Here is a 15,058-nt window from a genome sequence, read left to right as displayed (position 1 = left end):
GCGGCAACTTCAGTATCTGGCGTATCGCAGCGTCTGCCAGTGGCGCAGTATTGGCGGAAAGAACAGGAACACGAAGCCGAAGCTGACATAGGCAAAAATCATCATCGGGATCCATAGCAGAACGCCAACCAGCCCAGTAAACCCGGAAACACGCGCGGCTGAGTTCGCCGACATGATGCGCGTGAGCAAAGCAAAGAGCAACTGCCCCCCATCCAGCGGCGTCAGGGGCAGCATGTTAAACAGCGCCAGCCACAGGTTTAGCTCTGCCGTCACCACCAGAACCCAGCCAATTTCGGGCGAGTTGGAAACGGTTCCAGCAATGAACACACGGTCCACAGGGTCAGGTTCACAATCGGCCCCATGGCCACAATCAATTCGTCTTCATATGCCGAGGTTGACCGGCGATGTTCGCAGAATCCGCCGCCCCCATAAAGGACGACTCGATTGACGGGCACGCCCTGCACAAGACAGCCCCATAGGTGGCCCAACTCGTGCAGGAGAATCGAAATCAATTAAATCGCCACGAAGGCGAGCGCATAGGGCAGGTTGACCGGATCGGCGTTAAATCCGACAACGATCAAAACCAGAAAAATAAGGCTTTGGCTGAAATGTATCGGTACGTTCCATGGGCCGCGGAGCTCAAATAGCACCTTTTCAGTATTCATAATAAAACCTCGAAATAGTGAGGTTTATGATGATGTTAGATTGCGTCAAAATTTTGAAAACAGGCTGAAAAATGCCCGAGCCTGCTTACTTTCTCAAATCGACAGAGGTTGCTTTTCGACCGCTTGAATTCAGGCCGCGATTGTCAGTTCAGGATGTCTGCAACCGCGCCGATCAGGTTCAGAACTTTGCGTGTATCCGGGTCGACACGATACACGTAGTCGCCTGCGCGGACATAGCTTCCCCTATTCAGGCCATACCGAAACGGATCATCAATCCAGCGATAGTCGCCATTGATAAACTCGCCATTTCTATACAGCTTTTTGGCCTGTCCCGGAGGGACACAGGGTACGTTTTTCTTGGCCAGGCCCGGCGGGCAGTGGCCGGCGTTTCCAGTTGCAACAATACCGCCCTGAGGCGCAATGCGGATGACCTTATTGCTATTCTTGTTCTTGCCGTTTCCCTTCCCGTTACCGGCCATGGCCGCCACCGGGGTCACGACCAGAGCAAGAACAGTAAGCGCTTTGACCAAATTATGCGTCATCGTAGCCCCAAGAATCGATGCTGAACCTCTCCATTAGATGGACATCGGCAGGAAAGGGGTCAACCCTATGGGCAGGAAGCCGCCCAAGGGCATCCTAGTTCCGACCGCGCTTTTCAAATCGCGGAAGCATGGCCGAGAAGTCCAGCCCCAGCCCATCTTCGCTTTCGACGAATTGCTGATACAGCTCGGTCGCCATCATCCCCATTGGGGTGTCGGCATCCGAGCTTTCCGCCGCCTGCTGACTGAGACGCAGGTCTTTCAACATCAGTTCGGCGGCAAAGCCGGGTTGATAACCATTGTCGGCCGGGCTTTGCGGGCCGATGCCTGGGGCAGGGCAGTATGCGTTCATCGTCCAGCTATAGCCCGAGGAGGTGCTGACAACGTCGAACATTTTCTGCCGGTCCAACCCCAATTTGTCGGCCAGCGCGAAGGCCTCGCAGGTTGCAATCATGGTGACGCCCAAAATCATGTTGTTGCAGATCTTGGCCGCCTGACCCGCGCCCGCATCTCCGCAATGCACTGCCTTTTGCCCCATGATGTCGAACAAGGGCCGGGCTTTTTCGAATGCCTCGGCGCTTCCACCTGCCATGAATGTCAGCGTCCCAGCCGAGGCGCCTCCGATACCGCCCGATACGGGCGCGTCGACGGCCAAAACTCCCGCAGCCAAAGCCATATCGGCAACAGCTCGAGCGCTGTCGACATCCACTGTCGAACAATCGACCCAGACGGCCCCTTCATTCATCGCTGGAATGATCTCATTTGCGACGGATCGAAGTATCTGGCCATTCGGAAGCATGGTGATGACGATGTCTGTGTCTTTTGCAGCGTCGGCCCCTGACCCAGTCAAAGTAACACCGGAAACCGACACCTCGGCCATATCAAACCCAGCGACTTCATGCCCGGCATTGGCAAGATTGACTGCCATTGGATTGCCCATGTTTCCAAGGCCGATAAACCCGATTTTCATTCTTTAATCCTCCTCGAATGTCAGGGCGACGCTGCCCAGGGGCCGCAGCATTGCGGAAATATCCACGGCGGGAACAGGTTTGCCATGGTGACGCCAATTAGGAGAGCGATCCTTGTCTATGATCTGCGCGCGGATACCTTCCAGAAAGTCTCCGTGTTCCATGGCGCGCGCCGTAAAGCGGTATTCCATCTCCAGGGCTTTTCGGATCGACAGATCCAGCGCCTTAAGCCGATGGATCATTTCAATGGTACAAGCCACGGATAGTGGAGAGTTGCGGCCCATCAACTTTTGCGCCGCGTCAGAGAACGGGGTCTCGGAAAAGCGCAACGCGTTGAGGATGTCGTTCAACCCCTCGCCATTGAAAAGCACGTCGATTTCCGCCTGGACCTTTTCAAGTTTACCTGTGAGTGGCGTCTGGGAATGCTCGACCAACAGGTCTGTGCTCCCGGAAGCTTCGAGCAGTTCGATCAAGCCGGGCCATTCTTCAATGGGGATAAAATGGTCGGCAAAGCCCGCATAAATGGCGTCCGCAGGGCCCATTCGGTGACCTGTTGTGCCCAAGTATTCTCCCAGTCGACCCGGAGCCAGCGCGAGCATCAGAGAGCCACCAACATCCGGCACCAAACCGATAGAGCACTCGGGCAGGGCAATCTGAGATGTTTCACCGACTATGCGGTGGCTTCCATGGCACCCAATTCCGACGCCACCACCCATAGTAAACCCTTGTAGGAAACTGACCACGGGCTTGGGGTATTCGAAAATCAGTGCATTCAGCCTGTATTCATCGCGCCAGAAAGTCTGCCCATAGGCAAAGTCGCCTTTGCACCCGGTATCATAAAGCTCTGCGATATCTCCCCCGGCGCAAAATGCTTTATCGCCAACGGCGTCCAGTATGATCAGGTCAACTGACTCGTCCTCGCGCCAGTTGCGCATGGCCGTATCTATCGCCATGCACATGTCATAACTCAGCGCGTTCAAAGCTTTGGGGCGTGTCAGAGTGATGCGTCCAGCGCGGCCGGTAGTGTGAATTTCAATATCTGACATCGGGGTCTCAGCGTTGGGCAAGCATCTGACGAGAAACAATGACGCGCATGATCTCGTTTGTGCCTTCCAGAATTTGATGAACGCGCAAGTCGCGGACAAGCTTTTCGATACCGTAATCGGCGAGATACCCATAACCGCCGTGCAGTTGCAGGCATTGGTCGACCACTTTTGATCCGGTTTCAGTCACGAATTTCTTGGCCATTGCACAGAACTTGGTGGCGTCCGGTGCGCCCGTGTCCAGTTTCCAGGCCGCCTGACGCAAGAACGTCCGGGCCGCCTGCAATTCTATTTCCATATCCGCAAGCCTGAACTGCAGCGCTTGAAACTGATCAATCGACTTCCCGAATGCCTGACGCTCGGACATATACTGAAGCGTCATGTTCAGACCTGCTTGTGCCGCCCCCAAAGAACATGAGGCAATATTCAAGCGACCGCCATCCAGGCCCATCATCGCATATTTGAATCCGTCACCTTCTGTACCCACCAGATTGCCCGCCGGAACTTTGCAGTCGTCAAACTGAACCTGCGCCGTTGGTTGGCTTTTCCAGCCCATCTTTTGTTCAAGCGCGCCAAAGCTAAGACCTGGAGTGCCATCTTCGACATACAGGGTTGAAATCCCTTTGGGACCATCCTGTCCGGTGCGCACCATACAGACATAAGCATCTGAGTATCCGCCGCCCGAGATGAAGGCCTTGGTTCCGTTCAGCGTATAACCTTCGTTCGTGCGTTCGGCGCGGGTTTTCAGCGCGGCTGCGTCCGAGCCTGATCCGGGTTCGGTCAGGCAGTAGCTGAGGACTGTGTTCAGGCTAAGAATATCCGGCATGATCCGCGATTTCAGCTCATCCGCGGCAAATGTGTCTAACATCTTGGCGCACATGTTGTGGATCGTCAGGAAGGCCGCGACTGAAGGGCAAGCCATCGAAAGGGCCTCGAACACCATCGTCGCATCCAGCCTGCTAAGACCGGAACCGCCACTATCTTCGGACACATAGAGACCGCCAAAGCCAAGCTCTCCTACACGGGGCCAAAGGTCTTTGGGAATAGTGCCATCTGCCTCCCATTGCCGGGCGAAGGGTGCGATATGCTCCTGCCCGAACTCATAGGCCATATCGAAGATAGCAGTTTGCTCTTCGGTTGGTGCAAAATCCATTGGTTTCCTCCCACGTCGCCGGATGAATTGAACGAGTGTTTATTTCCTGATTCTTACAGAAATTTTGCACGCCCAGCAATTCCTGACAGGGATATTGCGAAAACGATTAGATCATACTTTGAGGCAGGTCATAAATCCTGATGGAATTCTTCGATCAGATGCTGAACCACAGCCCTGCCTGCATCCGCACCTTTGGCCGTCGCTTCGGCGTGAACACGTCGTTGCCGCGTGGCAGATGTGCCGTTTTGTGCGATTTGCTGTAGCCGGGCAAGTTCAGTCATGGTGCCCAGTGCTTCGGCATCTTCGGCCAGCATACCCATCAGTTCACCCATAAGTTCCGGCATGGGCTTGATGGATCGATCCCCGAAATCAATCATGCCTTCGCCGACACCGTAACGCTGCGCCCGCCACCGGTTTTCACCAATCAGGAACCTGTCATATTGCCGCCAACGCAAGTTGCGGTCTTTCAGACGGCACAACATTCGGACCAGCGCCTGTACCATTGCAGCCAGTGACAAAGTGTGCTCCAACCTCGGCTGCACGTCCATTATGCGTGTTTCGAGCGTTGGAAAGCGATGAGACGGTCGCAAATCCCACCAGATTTTCGAGGTATCCTCGATCACGCCAAGTTCGACCAGAATGCCTGTCGTACGTTCATATTCCGACCAACTTGCCAGAACTGGTGGTAATCCGGTGCGGGGCAGGTTGTCGAATACGGTCAGGCGATAGGAAGACAGGCCGGTATCCTCTCCGTTCCAATAGGGCGAGGATGTGGAGAGCGCCAACAGATGCGGCAGGAAATAGGAAAGCTGCGGCATCAGGTCGGCCCGCAATGACGGTTCTTCAACACCGACATGCACGTGCATCCCGCAGATCAGCATCCGTCGCGCGACACCGCCCAGGGCATGCTGCAAGGCGTCATAGCGCTCTCGGCGCGTGTGGTGCTGTTTCTTCCAGTCCGCAAAGGGGTGGCAGGACACAGCAATCGGGGCCAGATTGTATTCGGCGGACCGATCCGCCACACCCGCCCTCAGGCGTTTCAAATCTTCTCGGGCCGTGCGGATCGTTGCATGGGGGCGGGTGCCAACCTCGATCTGGCACTGCAGAAACTCGGGGCTGACCTGGCCCTGAAAATCAGCCTGGCAGGCTTCCATCAGTGCAGCGGGTGCTTGGGCAAGTTCAAGGCTGTCGCGGTCGACCAGAAGATACTCTTCCTCAATGCCCAGCGTGTATTCCTGCTGCATGGCGGCCCTCTTTCTAGCTTTATGCGAAACAGTGAATACGGAAATACGCTTTTTGCCAAGTGTTTACCGGCAGAGTCCTTGCGGTCATCGGGCTAGCAACGGTAAGGAACGGGTCAAAGTTCAGAAGAACCCCGGAGCCATTGTGTGAAACCCAGGAAATTCCCGCGGCTGAATGCCGTTCTCGACCGATTTGGTGTCAGGCTGATTGACAAAGTCACGGAACGGGACGAGCGTGCCCGGCTGGAGGCGTTCGAAAGGGCAGGCGGGCTGACCCGTTCGGCTTATTCGTTGTCACCGGGAATGGCCGATTTCGACATCTCGCAGCTGGTAGCCGAATATGGTGAACATGCCGCCGCTTTGGCTGCATTGAAAGATCCGTCCCGCAATCAAACCGGGTATAGGATCGGCAACGGGTATTATGACAGCCCAGATGCGGATGCGTTGTATCTTATGGTCCGACGTTTCAAACCCAAGCGGGTGATTGAGGTTGGCTGCGGTAATTCAACGCGCGTGACACGGCAGGCTGTATTGGATGGCGGGCTGCAGACGCAAATCACCGCGATTGATCCTTATCCGCGCGCGGACATCGCGCATGTTGTCGATCAATTCGAACAGAAACGGTTGGAAGAGGTCGATCCAGCCCTCTTCGAACAGCTTGAAGCGGGTGACATCCTGTTCATCGATTCCAGCCATGTTGTCCGGATGAGCAATGATGTCGCGCATCTGTTCTGTCGCATCATACCGGCCTTAAAACCAGGCGTTGTGATCCATGTGCACGATGTTTTTCTACCCTACGAATACCCCAAGCGGTTCTTCTATGACTGCCCGGGATGGGGCGAGCAATATATGTTGCATGCATTGTTGCAATCTAGTGCATATTCAATGCTTTGGCCTGGATACTTCTTGCAACAGGATCGCCAGGATGCGGTCGAGGCGCTGCCGTTTTTGAAAGATGGGCGCGCGCAAAGTATTTGGGTTCAGGTCAAATAAATCTGACACCAAATTGATCCGGTGCAGCGAAACGCCCGTACCCCTTTCCATAACAACCTGGATAGGAGATCTCAAATATGTTTCGCCGTACTTTCCTGAGCGCCGCCGCCGCAATCGCACTTACCTTGCCGGTACAAGCGAAGGCCGCCGATATCGTGGATACCGCCGTATCTGCTGGATCATTCACCACACTGGTTGCAGCGGTTCAAACGGCGGGTCTGGTCGATACGCTGAAAGGGGACGGTCCGTTCACCGTTTTTGCCCCCACGGATGAGGCCTTTGCCGCACTGCCCGAAGGGACGGTGGAAACGCTGCTACTGCCCGAGAACAAAGACCAACTGGTCGCAATCCTGACTTACCATGTGGTTCCGGCCAAAGTCATGTCTGGGGACATCGCTGGCAAGCGCACCAAAGTTCTGACCGTGCAGGGTGATCGCCTGAGTGTGAATGGTAAAAACGGCGTCAAAGTGAATGGCGCCAAGGTTGTGCAGGCCGATATCGAGGCCAGCAATGGCGTGATCCACGTCGTCGATGCGGTGATCCTGCCGGAATAATTGGCAACCACCGTGATCAAGCAAAAACCCCGGCCGTTATGGCCGGGGCATTCTGTCAGACCAATCTGACCTTGGTGCCAACCTGAACCAGCGGATATAACTCTTCAACATGCTGATTATAAAGGCCAATACATCCAGAAGAACTTTGGCGTCCAATCTTGCGTGTATCGTGCGTGCCGTGCACCAGATATGCTGGCCAGCCCAGATACATCGCCCGCGTACCCAGCGGATTTCCGGACTCGCCACCTTCAATTCGGATGGGCAGGTTCGGGTCGCGCTCGCGCATTGAGGCGGTCGGGGTCCAGCTTGGGTTTTCGCGCTTGCGTACTACTTCGGTATAACCACGCCTTGTGAGTTCTTCGCTCATAGGGACTGAGCTGGGGTACAGTTTGTACGTCCCGTCAGCCCCCCAATAGTGTACAGCGCGGCTTGTGATATCTGCCAGCAGGCAGCCGACACCTAACTGATCGAAGTGATCCTGCCAATTTTGGTGCGAGAATGAGGAGACATTCCGCCGCACAGCTAGCTGTGTGCTGATCGCTTCTTCGTCGAGTGGGAAAGCATCGGCGCTGCTTTGTGCGCGCACCAGTGCAGGTGTCATCAACAGAGACGCTGCACCTAACAATGCAGAGCGACGGGTCATGCGGGGATCTGACAAATTGGCCTCCGGTTCAGGAACTGCTCGCGCGGAACTGCGTGTAACTTATGTTTTTCTGATCAGATTTCCTAGGGAGTGTTGAGTGAATTTATTGTGAAGCGAACATCACAAGCGAAACTTGGCCGTGTATTGAAAAAGCCCGGCCAGTGGTGGCCGGGCTCTGTGGATCCACAGCTTTCGTTTGGATCAGTCCATGGCTTTGAAGTTGAACTCGCCGCCTTCTTTGATGCCTGAAGGCCAACGCGCGGTGACCGTTTTTGTGCGTGTATAGAATTTGAAGCTATCCGCACCATGCTGGTTCAGGTCACCGAACATGGATTTCTTCCAACCGCCAAAGGTGTGATAGGCCAACGGAACCGGGATCGGAACGTTGATACCGACCATGCCGATATTGATCCGGCTGGCAAAGTCACGCGCGGTATCTCCATCGCGGGTGAAGATCGCCGTGCCATTGCCGTATTCGTGGTCCATAGCCAAGCCAATCGCTTCTTCGTACGATCCTGCGCGGACGGTCGACAAAACCGGACCAAAGATCTCTTGCTTATAGATGTCCATGTCGGGCGTCACGTGGTCAAACAGGTGAGGGCCGACGAAGAAGCCGTCTTCATAGCCCTGCAGGCTAAAGTCGCGATTATCAACAACCAGTTTGGCACCCTGTTCAACGCCCGAGCTGATCAGTCCCAAAATGCGCTCTTTGGCAGCACCGGTCACGACCGGTCCCATGTCAACATCATCGCCGGCAGTGTAGGGGCCGACCTTCAGTTTCTCGATACGAGGAATAAGCTTTTCGATCAGCGCGTCGGCGGTATCCTCTCCGACCGGGACGGCAACCGATACGGCCATGCAGCGTTCGCCAGCCGCGCCGAAACCGGCGCCAACCAGGGCATCTGCTGCCTGGTCAAGATCGGCGTCGGGCATGACGATCATGTGGTTCTTGGCGCCGCCGAAACACTGCGCGCGTTTGCCGTTGGCCGTGGCGCGCGAATAGATGTACTGCGCGATAGGGGTCGAGCCCACAAAGGAAACGCCCTGAATGATCTCGCTGTCCAACAGGGTGTCCACGGCCTCTTTGTCGCCATTGACCACTTGGAACACACCTTTGGGCAAACCTGCCTCAACGAAAAGTTCCGCCAGCATCAAAGGTACTGAAGGATCGCGCTCGGACGGTTTCAGAACAACAGCGTTGCCACAGGCCAGGGCAGGGCCCACATGCCACAGAGGCATCATGGCCGGGAAGTTGAACGGCATGATCGAGGCCACGACCCCTAAAGGCTGGCGCATAGAATACATGTCGATGCCTGGGCCCGCACTGTCGGTGAATTCGCCTTTCAACATCTGCGGAGCACCGATGCAGTATTCGATCACTTCTAGACCGCGCTGCAGATCGCCTTTCGCGTCAGGGATCGTCTTGCCGTGCTCGCGGCTCAGCGCTTCGGCCAGCTTGTCCATGTCGCGGTTCATCAGGTGAACCATCGCCATCATCACGCGCCCGCGTTTTTGCGGGTTCGTTGCACCCCAGGCCGGTTGTGCGGCTGCGGCGCTAGCAATGGCTGCTGTGGTCTCGGCACCACTTGCCATCGGGCATTTGTACTGTACCTCGCCGGTAGCGGGGTTGAACACGTCATCATATCGGCCGGACGTGCCGGCGACATTCTCACCGTTGATGAAATGGGACAGTTCGTTCATTGCGAATTCCTCCGAAGGTCTGCGCGCAGAATAGGCTTGCATAAATGGCTTGAACAGAGGCAATGTCCCAAAGGTGTTTTGCAAAATTGCAAAGGTGAAGCGTGACACCTAATTGGGATGATATGAGGGTCTTTCTGGCCGTAGCCCGCGAAGAAAGCCTTTCGGCGGCGGGGCGATTACTTCGGATTGACCCGGCTACGGTCGGACGCCGTGTAGCGCGGTTGGAAGCGTCTCTGGATGCGCCGCTGTTCACCAAATCGCAGCAGGGATATGTGCTGACCTCAGCTGGTGAGCGTTTGATGGACCACGGTCTAAAAGCCGAAGAGGCGATGCGAGCTGCAGCAGGCGCCATGGCAGAACCATCTGAGAGGTTGAGCGGGCAAATCCGGATCGGCGCACCGGACGGGTGTGCGAACTACTTGTTGCCGCAGGTGTGTGGCAAGATCTGTGACGCCAATCCCAATCTGGACATACAAATTCTGGCCTTGCCGCGCGTCATCAACCTTTCACGCCGTGAAGCCGATATGGCCGTGACCGTCAGCGCACCGACCGCTGGAAAACTGCTTGTACAGAAAATTACCGATTACAAACTTCATCTTGTCGCAACGCAGGAATACCTTGCCGATCACCCTGCGGTTCATTCCATCAGCACGTTAGGGGGGCATCGTATGATCGGATACATACCTGATATGATATTCGACCGCGAACTGGACTATCTGGTCGATCTGGGTGTTGACCGTGTCGCGCTGGCCTCGAATTCGGTCTCTGTCCAACTGCGGCAGGTTTCGCAGGGATCAGGGATCTGCATTGCGCATGATTTCACACTGCCATTTCACCCGAAGTTGAAGAAAATATTGGTTGATCAAGTGAGTTTGACACGCAGTTTTCATCTGGTTCGACATCAAGGTGACCAACGAAACGAGCGGCTGAATCGGTTCGCGCAGGCCCTGTCCCAAGGGATTCGCGATGAAGTTGAGCGGCTTGAGGCTGAAGCTTCACCTTGACAGGCTATTTCATTCCGGCAACGCTTTGGAAAACACGATGTTATTTCGGAGGTTACGTCAATGCTTGTTCAGGCCATTCTGAAATCCAAAGCCACCGGAGGCGTGGTGACAGTTGCTCCTTCGCGCACAGTTTCAGAGGTTGCAGGAATCCTTGCAGAAAAGCGCATCGGAACGGTGGTTGTATCAGAAGACGGCGGCAAGACCGCATCGGGCATCTTATCAGAGCGTGACATTGTGCGCGAACTGGCCGCAAGCGGCAGCGGATGCCTATCAAAACCCGTAAGCGCGTATATGACCCGCGAGCTGGTGACAGCGACGCAACAGGATACTGTCCAGGATATAATGTCGCGGATGACCGAAGGGCGCTTTCGCCATATGCCGGTTGTTGAGGACGGTAACCTCGTTGGCATTGTTACCCTAGGCGACGTTGTCAAAGCACAGCTTTCCGAACTGGCAATGGAAAAAGACGCATTGGAAGGCATGATCATGGGCCATTAAGCCCATAGAAACGCGACGCAACTACTTGCACCCATAGCCAAGTTATGTTTGCTTGCGCAGAAATTTCGTTGCGCAGGAGGCGGCAATGAGGGTTGGATTGTATCCCGGAACATTTGATCCGATCACCCTGGGTCATATTGATATCATCCGTCGCGCGGCCGCTCTGGTTGACAAGCTCGTGATTGGGGTGGCGATCAATCGGGAAAAGGGGCCGTTATTTTCGTTGGAAGAACGGGTCGAGATGATCGAAGCCGAATGTTCCTTTCTTTCCGAACAGACCGGAACTGAAATTGTCGCCCATCCTTTTGAAAACCTGCTTATCAACTGTGCCCGCGACGTAGGTGCTCAGGTCATTGTCAGAGGCCTGCGTGCTGTTGCGGATTTCGAGTATGAGTTCCAGATGGTCGGTATGAACCGCGCTTTGGACGACTCGATCGAGACGGTGTTCCTTATGGCTGAGGCCCGCCATCAGGCGATTGCCTCGAAACTGGTGAAAGAGATCGCGCGATTGAACGGGGACGTGTCGAATTTCGTCACGCCCCGCGTAAATGACGCGCTGCGTGCGCGCTTAGGATAGCGCGCCCATCGCGGCCGCCGTGTCCAGCATCCGGTTAGAAAAGCCCCATTCATTGTCGTACCAGGCCAGCACCCGGACCAACGTGCCGTCTGTCACCTTGGTTTCAGCCAAAGAGACGGTCGAACTGTGTGCGTCGTGATTGAAGTCGATCGACACTAGTGGGCGGCTTTCCGCAGCCAGGACACCGCGAATATTGGCCGCGGCATCAATGAACAACTGGTTGACCTCTTCTTCGGTTGTTGGGCGCGACACCTCGGCCACCAGATCCACAACCGAGACGTTCGGAGTGGGAACACGGATTGCCTGTCCAGTCAATTTACCTGCCAACTGGGGCAATACGAGACCTACGGCTGAGGCTGCCCCCGTAGTGGTGGGAATCATCGACAATGCAGCCGCGCGTGACAGATACGGGTCTTTTCCGGCGGTATCGTGAACTGGTTGGCTGGCTGTATAGGCATGAACGGTTGTCATGTTTCCGTGGACAATGCCCAAACCCTCGTCCAGCGCCGCAGCAACGGGCGACAAACAGTTGGTCGTGCAGGATGCGTTCGAAACGATCGTATCCTCGACGGTCAGTTCATGGTTATTTACCCCGAAGACGATAGTTTTGACCGCACCATCCCCGCGGGCAGGAGCAGAAATCAGAACTTTTTTGGCGCCGTTGTCAAAATGGCGCGCCGCGGCTTCGCGCGTGCGGAACACGCCTGTGCATTCGAGAACAACGTCAATATCGGACCAAACGAGTTTCTCAGGCTCGCGTTCGCTGGTTAGGCGGATTGGGCCTGCACCGACATCCAAACCGGCGTCGGTCAGGGAAACGGGCTTTGTATAACGTCCATGCACACTGTCGAATTCAAAGAGATGCGCGTTAATTTCGGGCTTGGCCAAATCGTTTATGGCCACGATCTGAACGTCGGTCCGCCCAGATTCCATCAAGGCCCGCAAAACACCGCGCCCGATCCGTCCAAATCCATTGATTGCCAACTTGAGTGTCATGGTCTGCTCCGTCTGGGTGTCTGTTATTGCAAAGTTAGCGCTAACAAAGCTAGATCAAGGAAAAAGTCAAGAAAAACCTCTGTCAGCGCCAGAAGGCGAGCCAGTCCAGGAAGGTGTAAAGTTTCTTTCCCAGGAAGATCAGGTTCTCAGAGTCGAACATTGCGTAATCGACTAGCAGACAGCCAAGTATTAGAAAGCCAAGCCAGATAGCAATTTGATTGGTCATGTTGGCCCCGAATGAAAACACCCGCCCAGATAAACTGAGCGGGTGTAAAGGTACAACATTTCTACGGCGTTTTAGTTAAGCCGTCCCATGGCCACGGCGACGTCTGCCATACGGACCGAGAAGGCCCATTCGTTGTCATACCAAGCCAGAACACGAACCATGCGGTTGTTAACAACCCGTGTCTGGTCTGGTGCGAAAATCGAGCTTTCTTCGGTATGATTGAAATCGGTCGAGACCAGCGGCGCAGGCTCATAGCCCACGACGCGCTGCATTGATCCCCGTGATGCTTCACGAACGATGGCATTAACATCTTCGACAGTCACGTCACGCGCCGCATGGAAAGTCAGGTCGACAGCAGAAACGTTTGGTGTTGGTACACGGATAGCCGAGCCGTCCAAACGACCCTTCAGGTTCGGCAGAACTTCGCCCAGAGCTTTGGCTGCACCTGTTGAAGTTGGGATCATGGACATTGCCGCAGCGCGCGCGCGATACAGGTCACTATGACGGCGATCCAGTGTCGGCTGGTCGCCGGTATAGGCATGGATCGTAGTCATGATACCGTGTTCGATCCCGATACCTTCGTCCAGCACCTTGGCAAGCGGAGCAAGGCAGTTCGTAGTGCAAGAGCCATTCGAAACCATTCTATCTTCAGTAACCAGGCTGTTGTGGTTCACGCCATAGACAATGGTTTTATCAACATTCTTGCCTGGCGCAGACAAAAGAACCTTCTGAGCACCGCGTTCCAGATGCGTTTTGGCTTTCAGGCCATCGTTGAATTTTCCGGTGCATTCCAAAACGACGTCACAACCTTCCCAATCAAGCTCGTTCATATCGTAAGTCGAGAACACCTCCATTGGGCCGCGGCCCAAATCCATGGTGTTGCCTTCGATCGAAACATCGCGGGGAAAGCGGCCGTGGATGCTGTCGTATTTCAGCAGGTGGGCGGTAGTTTCCAATGGGCCGGTCGCGTTGACCTTGATCACTTCGATGTCGTTGCGGGCCGATGCCGCAATATGCGACAGGGTGCAGCGGCCGATACGGCCAAATCCATTGATGCCGACCTTGATGGTCATCTGACGTCTCCAAAAATGCGCTTGCTCTGCGGGGCATATAGCGGCACAGACGCTTTCTCAAAAGGGCAAAAGTGACATATTCTTAACGTGTTAGCGCAAACCTTCGCCGGTTGCGCTAACGCTTGCGCTAGCCGTCGGATCGGGTAGGGTCCCCTGGCGACAGGTGAGATGAGAGGAAACACGCATGAGTGGTTTGTTGGCACTGTTGGATGATGTTGCTGGCATAGCAAAGGTTGCTGCAGCGTCAGTGGACGATGTGGTCGCTGCCGCCGGCAAGGCCGGGGCCAAGACTGCGGGCGTGATCATCGATGATGCAGCAGTTACTCCGAAATATGTGCAGGGCTTTGCCCCGGCGCGGGAATTGCCGATCATCTGGCGCATTGCGCGCGGCTCGATTTTCAACAAGATTATCCTGCTGTTGCCAGTCGCCTTGTTGCTGGCCAATTTTGCACCCTGGTTGATAACGCCCTTGTTGATGCTTGGCGGGTCCTATTTGTGCTTCGAAGGGGCAGAAAAGATATTTCACCTGCTTTTCCCTCATGGCAGCCACGTTATAGACGAAGATATGAAGGTCAAAGACCCGGGCCATCTGGAAGAGCAGAAGGTCAAGGGGGCGATCAAAACCGATTTCATCTTGTCCGCCGAGATCATGACAATCGCCCTTGCCGCCATCGAAGCACCGAATATCTGGATGCAGGCGGCAACGCTGGCCGTTGTTGGACTAGGTGTGACCCTGGCCGTTTATGGCTCGGTCGCCTTGATCGTGAAGATGGACGATGTGGGCCTTTTCCTGGCGCGGAACGCACCAACGCCGATCGGGCGCGGATTGGGGCGTGGATTGGTTAAGGCGATGCCGGTTGTCATGAAAGTGCTGTCGATTGTCGGCACAGCTGCGATGCTGTGGGTTGGCGGCTCGATCATCATTCACGGGCTTGAGGTTCTGGGTTTTGGCTGGTTGGGACATCAGATCCATGACATGGCCTATGCAGCCGGGCATGCGGTTTCGGCGCAATGGGAAGGTGCCGTGGAGTGGATTTCCAAAGCCACGATGGATGGCATTTTCGGGCTGGCCTGGGGGTTCGTGCTGATCCCGATTGCAACCAAGGTGGTCGCGCCGATTTTGTCTCGGAAATCTGAAACGCATTAATCAGAAAACGAAAAGGGCGGCGCATGGCCGCCCTTCG

General features: G+C 55.3%; 19 protein-coding genes. 6 read left to right on the top strand and 13 right to left on the bottom strand.

Features of this window, described 5'->3' with window-relative positions; translation table 11 throughout:
• Window positions 1–9 precede the first annotated feature (9 nt).
• From AC2FJV_RS02940 to AC2FJV_RS02905, 8 genes are all read right to left on the bottom strand, one after another.
• Window positions 10–336, bottom strand: a complete 327-nt coding sequence (locus AC2FJV_RS02940) for a site-2 protease family protein (RefSeq protein ID WP_496712571.1) — start codon at window positions 334–336, stop codon at window positions 10–12.
• Entirely contained in the window at window positions 270–455 is a 186-nt protein-coding gene (locus AC2FJV_RS02935) for a hypothetical protein (protein WP_496693334.1), read from the bottom strand. Before AC2FJV_RS02935 ends, AC2FJV_RS02940 begins: the two co-directional genes overlap by 67 nt.
• 57 nt (window positions 456–512) lie before the next feature.
• Entirely contained in the window at window positions 513–665 is a 153-nt protein-coding gene (locus AC2FJV_RS02930) for a hypothetical protein (RefSeq protein WP_496687921.1), read from the bottom strand.
• Window positions 666–808: 143 nt separating this feature from the next.
• On the bottom strand, window positions 809–1,207 hold the full coding sequence (locus tag AC2FJV_RS02925) for a hypothetical protein (protein ID WP_281994673.1): 399 nt from the start codon (window positions 1,205–1,207) through the stop codon (window positions 809–811).
• Window positions 1,208–1,301: 94 nt separating this feature from the next.
• Window positions 1,302–2,174 carry a 3-hydroxyisobutyrate dehydrogenase gene (gene mmsB, locus AC2FJV_RS02920; RefSeq protein ID WP_281972160.1) on the bottom strand — a complete coding sequence of 291 codons (873 nt, stop codon included), beginning with the start codon at window positions 2,172–2,174 and terminating at the stop codon, window positions 1,302–1,304.
• Between the two features lie 3 nt (window positions 2,175–2,177).
• A complete protein-coding gene (locus AC2FJV_RS02915) occupies window positions 2,178–3,218 on the bottom strand; it encodes an enoyl-CoA hydratase/isomerase family protein (RefSeq protein WP_496687927.1) in 1,041 nt (346 codons plus the stop codon).
• Between the two features lie 7 nt (window positions 3,219–3,225).
• The gene (locus AC2FJV_RS02910; RefSeq protein ID WP_496687930.1) at window positions 3,226–4,368 is read right to left on the bottom strand and encodes an acyl-CoA dehydrogenase family protein; all 1,143 of its coding nucleotides are present in this window, start codon (window positions 4,366–4,368) and stop codon (window positions 3,226–3,228) included.
• A gap of 128 nt (window positions 4,369–4,496) precedes the next feature.
• The gene (locus AC2FJV_RS02905) at window positions 4,497–5,612 is read right to left on the bottom strand and encodes a carboxylate-amine ligase (protein WP_142634035.1); all 1,116 of its coding nucleotides are present in this window, start codon (window positions 5,610–5,612) and stop codon (window positions 4,497–4,499) included.
• A 144-nt stretch (window positions 5,613–5,756) separates the two neighbouring features.
• Here AC2FJV_RS02905 and AC2FJV_RS02900 point away from each other — a divergent pair, with 144 nt between their 5' ends.
• Together AC2FJV_RS02900 and AC2FJV_RS02895 are read left to right on the top strand one after the other, a co-directional pair.
• The gene (locus AC2FJV_RS02900) at window positions 5,757–6,602 is read left to right on the top strand and encodes a class I SAM-dependent methyltransferase (RefSeq protein WP_271946902.1); all 846 of its coding nucleotides are present in this window, start codon (window positions 5,757–5,759) and stop codon (window positions 6,600–6,602) included.
• 77 nt (window positions 6,603–6,679) lie between these two features.
• Window positions 6,680–7,156 carry a fasciclin domain-containing protein gene (locus AC2FJV_RS02895; protein WP_496712567.1) on the top strand — a complete coding sequence of 159 codons (477 nt, stop codon included), beginning with the start codon at window positions 6,680–6,682 and terminating at the stop codon, window positions 7,154–7,156.
• 55 nt (window positions 7,157–7,211) lie between these two features.
• Here the strand turns inward: AC2FJV_RS02895 and AC2FJV_RS02890 are convergent, their stop codons facing one another.
• Both AC2FJV_RS02890 and AC2FJV_RS02885 read right to left on the bottom strand, forming a co-directional pair.
• Window positions 7,212–7,799: a L,D-transpeptidase gene (locus tag AC2FJV_RS02890; protein ID WP_271946907.1), complete on the bottom strand. Its 588-nt coding sequence runs from the start codon at window positions 7,797–7,799 to the stop codon at window positions 7,212–7,214.
• A gap of 201 nt (window positions 7,800–8,000) precedes the next feature.
• Window positions 8,001–9,500, bottom strand: coding sequence for a CoA-acylating methylmalonate-semialdehyde dehydrogenase (locus AC2FJV_RS02885; protein WP_496712563.1), 1,500 nt, complete (start codon window positions 9,498–9,500; stop codon window positions 8,001–8,003).
• Between the two features lie 101 nt (window positions 9,501–9,601).
• Between AC2FJV_RS02885 and AC2FJV_RS02880 the strand changes: the two genes are divergently transcribed.
• The 3 genes from AC2FJV_RS02880 (at window position 9,602) to coaD (ending at window position 11,579) form a co-directional block, all read left to right on the top strand.
• The gene (locus tag AC2FJV_RS02880) at window positions 9,602–10,504 is read left to right on the top strand and encodes a LysR family transcriptional regulator (protein ID WP_281972156.1); all 903 of its coding nucleotides are present in this window, start codon (window positions 9,602–9,604) and stop codon (window positions 10,502–10,504) included.
• A gap of 60 nt (window positions 10,505–10,564) precedes the next feature.
• Window positions 10,565–11,002 carry a CBS domain-containing protein gene (locus AC2FJV_RS02875; RefSeq protein ID WP_142634023.1) on the top strand — a complete coding sequence of 146 codons (438 nt, stop codon included), beginning with the start codon at window positions 10,565–10,567 and terminating at the stop codon, window positions 11,000–11,002.
• Between the two features lie 85 nt (window positions 11,003–11,087).
• Window positions 11,088–11,579: a pantetheine-phosphate adenylyltransferase gene (coaD, locus tag AC2FJV_RS02870; RefSeq protein WP_142634021.1), complete on the top strand. Its 492-nt coding sequence runs from the start codon at window positions 11,088–11,090 to the stop codon at window positions 11,577–11,579.
• Here the strand turns inward: coaD and gap (AC2FJV_RS02865) are convergent.
• The 3 genes from gap (AC2FJV_RS02865) to gap (AC2FJV_RS02855) all read right to left on the bottom strand — a co-directional run bounded on the left by gap (AC2FJV_RS02865) (window position 11,571) and on the right by gap (AC2FJV_RS02855) (window position 13,874).
• Window positions 11,571–12,575 (bottom strand): type I glyceraldehyde-3-phosphate dehydrogenase, encoded by a 1,005-nt coding sequence (gap, locus tag AC2FJV_RS02865; RefSeq protein WP_496687940.1) that lies wholly within the window; start codon window positions 12,573–12,575, stop codon window positions 11,571–11,573. The two genes, coaD and gap (AC2FJV_RS02865), sit on opposite strands and share 9 nt — an antisense overlap.
• An 82-nt stretch (window positions 12,576–12,657) precedes the next feature.
• Complete coding sequence (locus tag AC2FJV_RS02860; RefSeq protein ID WP_496687942.1) at window positions 12,658–12,801, bottom strand: hypothetical protein; 144 nt, start codon at window positions 12,799–12,801, stop codon at window positions 12,658–12,660.
• Between the two features lie 71 nt (window positions 12,802–12,872).
• Window positions 12,873–13,874 (bottom strand): type I glyceraldehyde-3-phosphate dehydrogenase, encoded by a 1,002-nt coding sequence (gap, locus tag AC2FJV_RS02855; protein WP_142634017.1) that lies wholly within the window; start codon window positions 13,872–13,874, stop codon window positions 12,873–12,875.
• Between the two features lie 184 nt (window positions 13,875–14,058).
• Here gap (AC2FJV_RS02855) and AC2FJV_RS02850 point away from each other — a divergent pair, with 184 nt between their 5' ends.
• Window positions 14,059–15,021, top strand: a complete 963-nt coding sequence (locus tag AC2FJV_RS02850) for a DUF808 domain-containing protein (protein WP_142634015.1) — start codon at window positions 14,059–14,061, stop codon at window positions 15,019–15,021.
• The last annotated feature ends 37 nt before the right edge of the window (window positions 15,022–15,058 follow it).

The organism is Ruegeria sp. CDSA241 (assembly GCF_059611265.1).
Note: the sequence above shows the minus strand (reverse complement) of the source record. Positions and strands in the feature narration are given on the sequence as shown.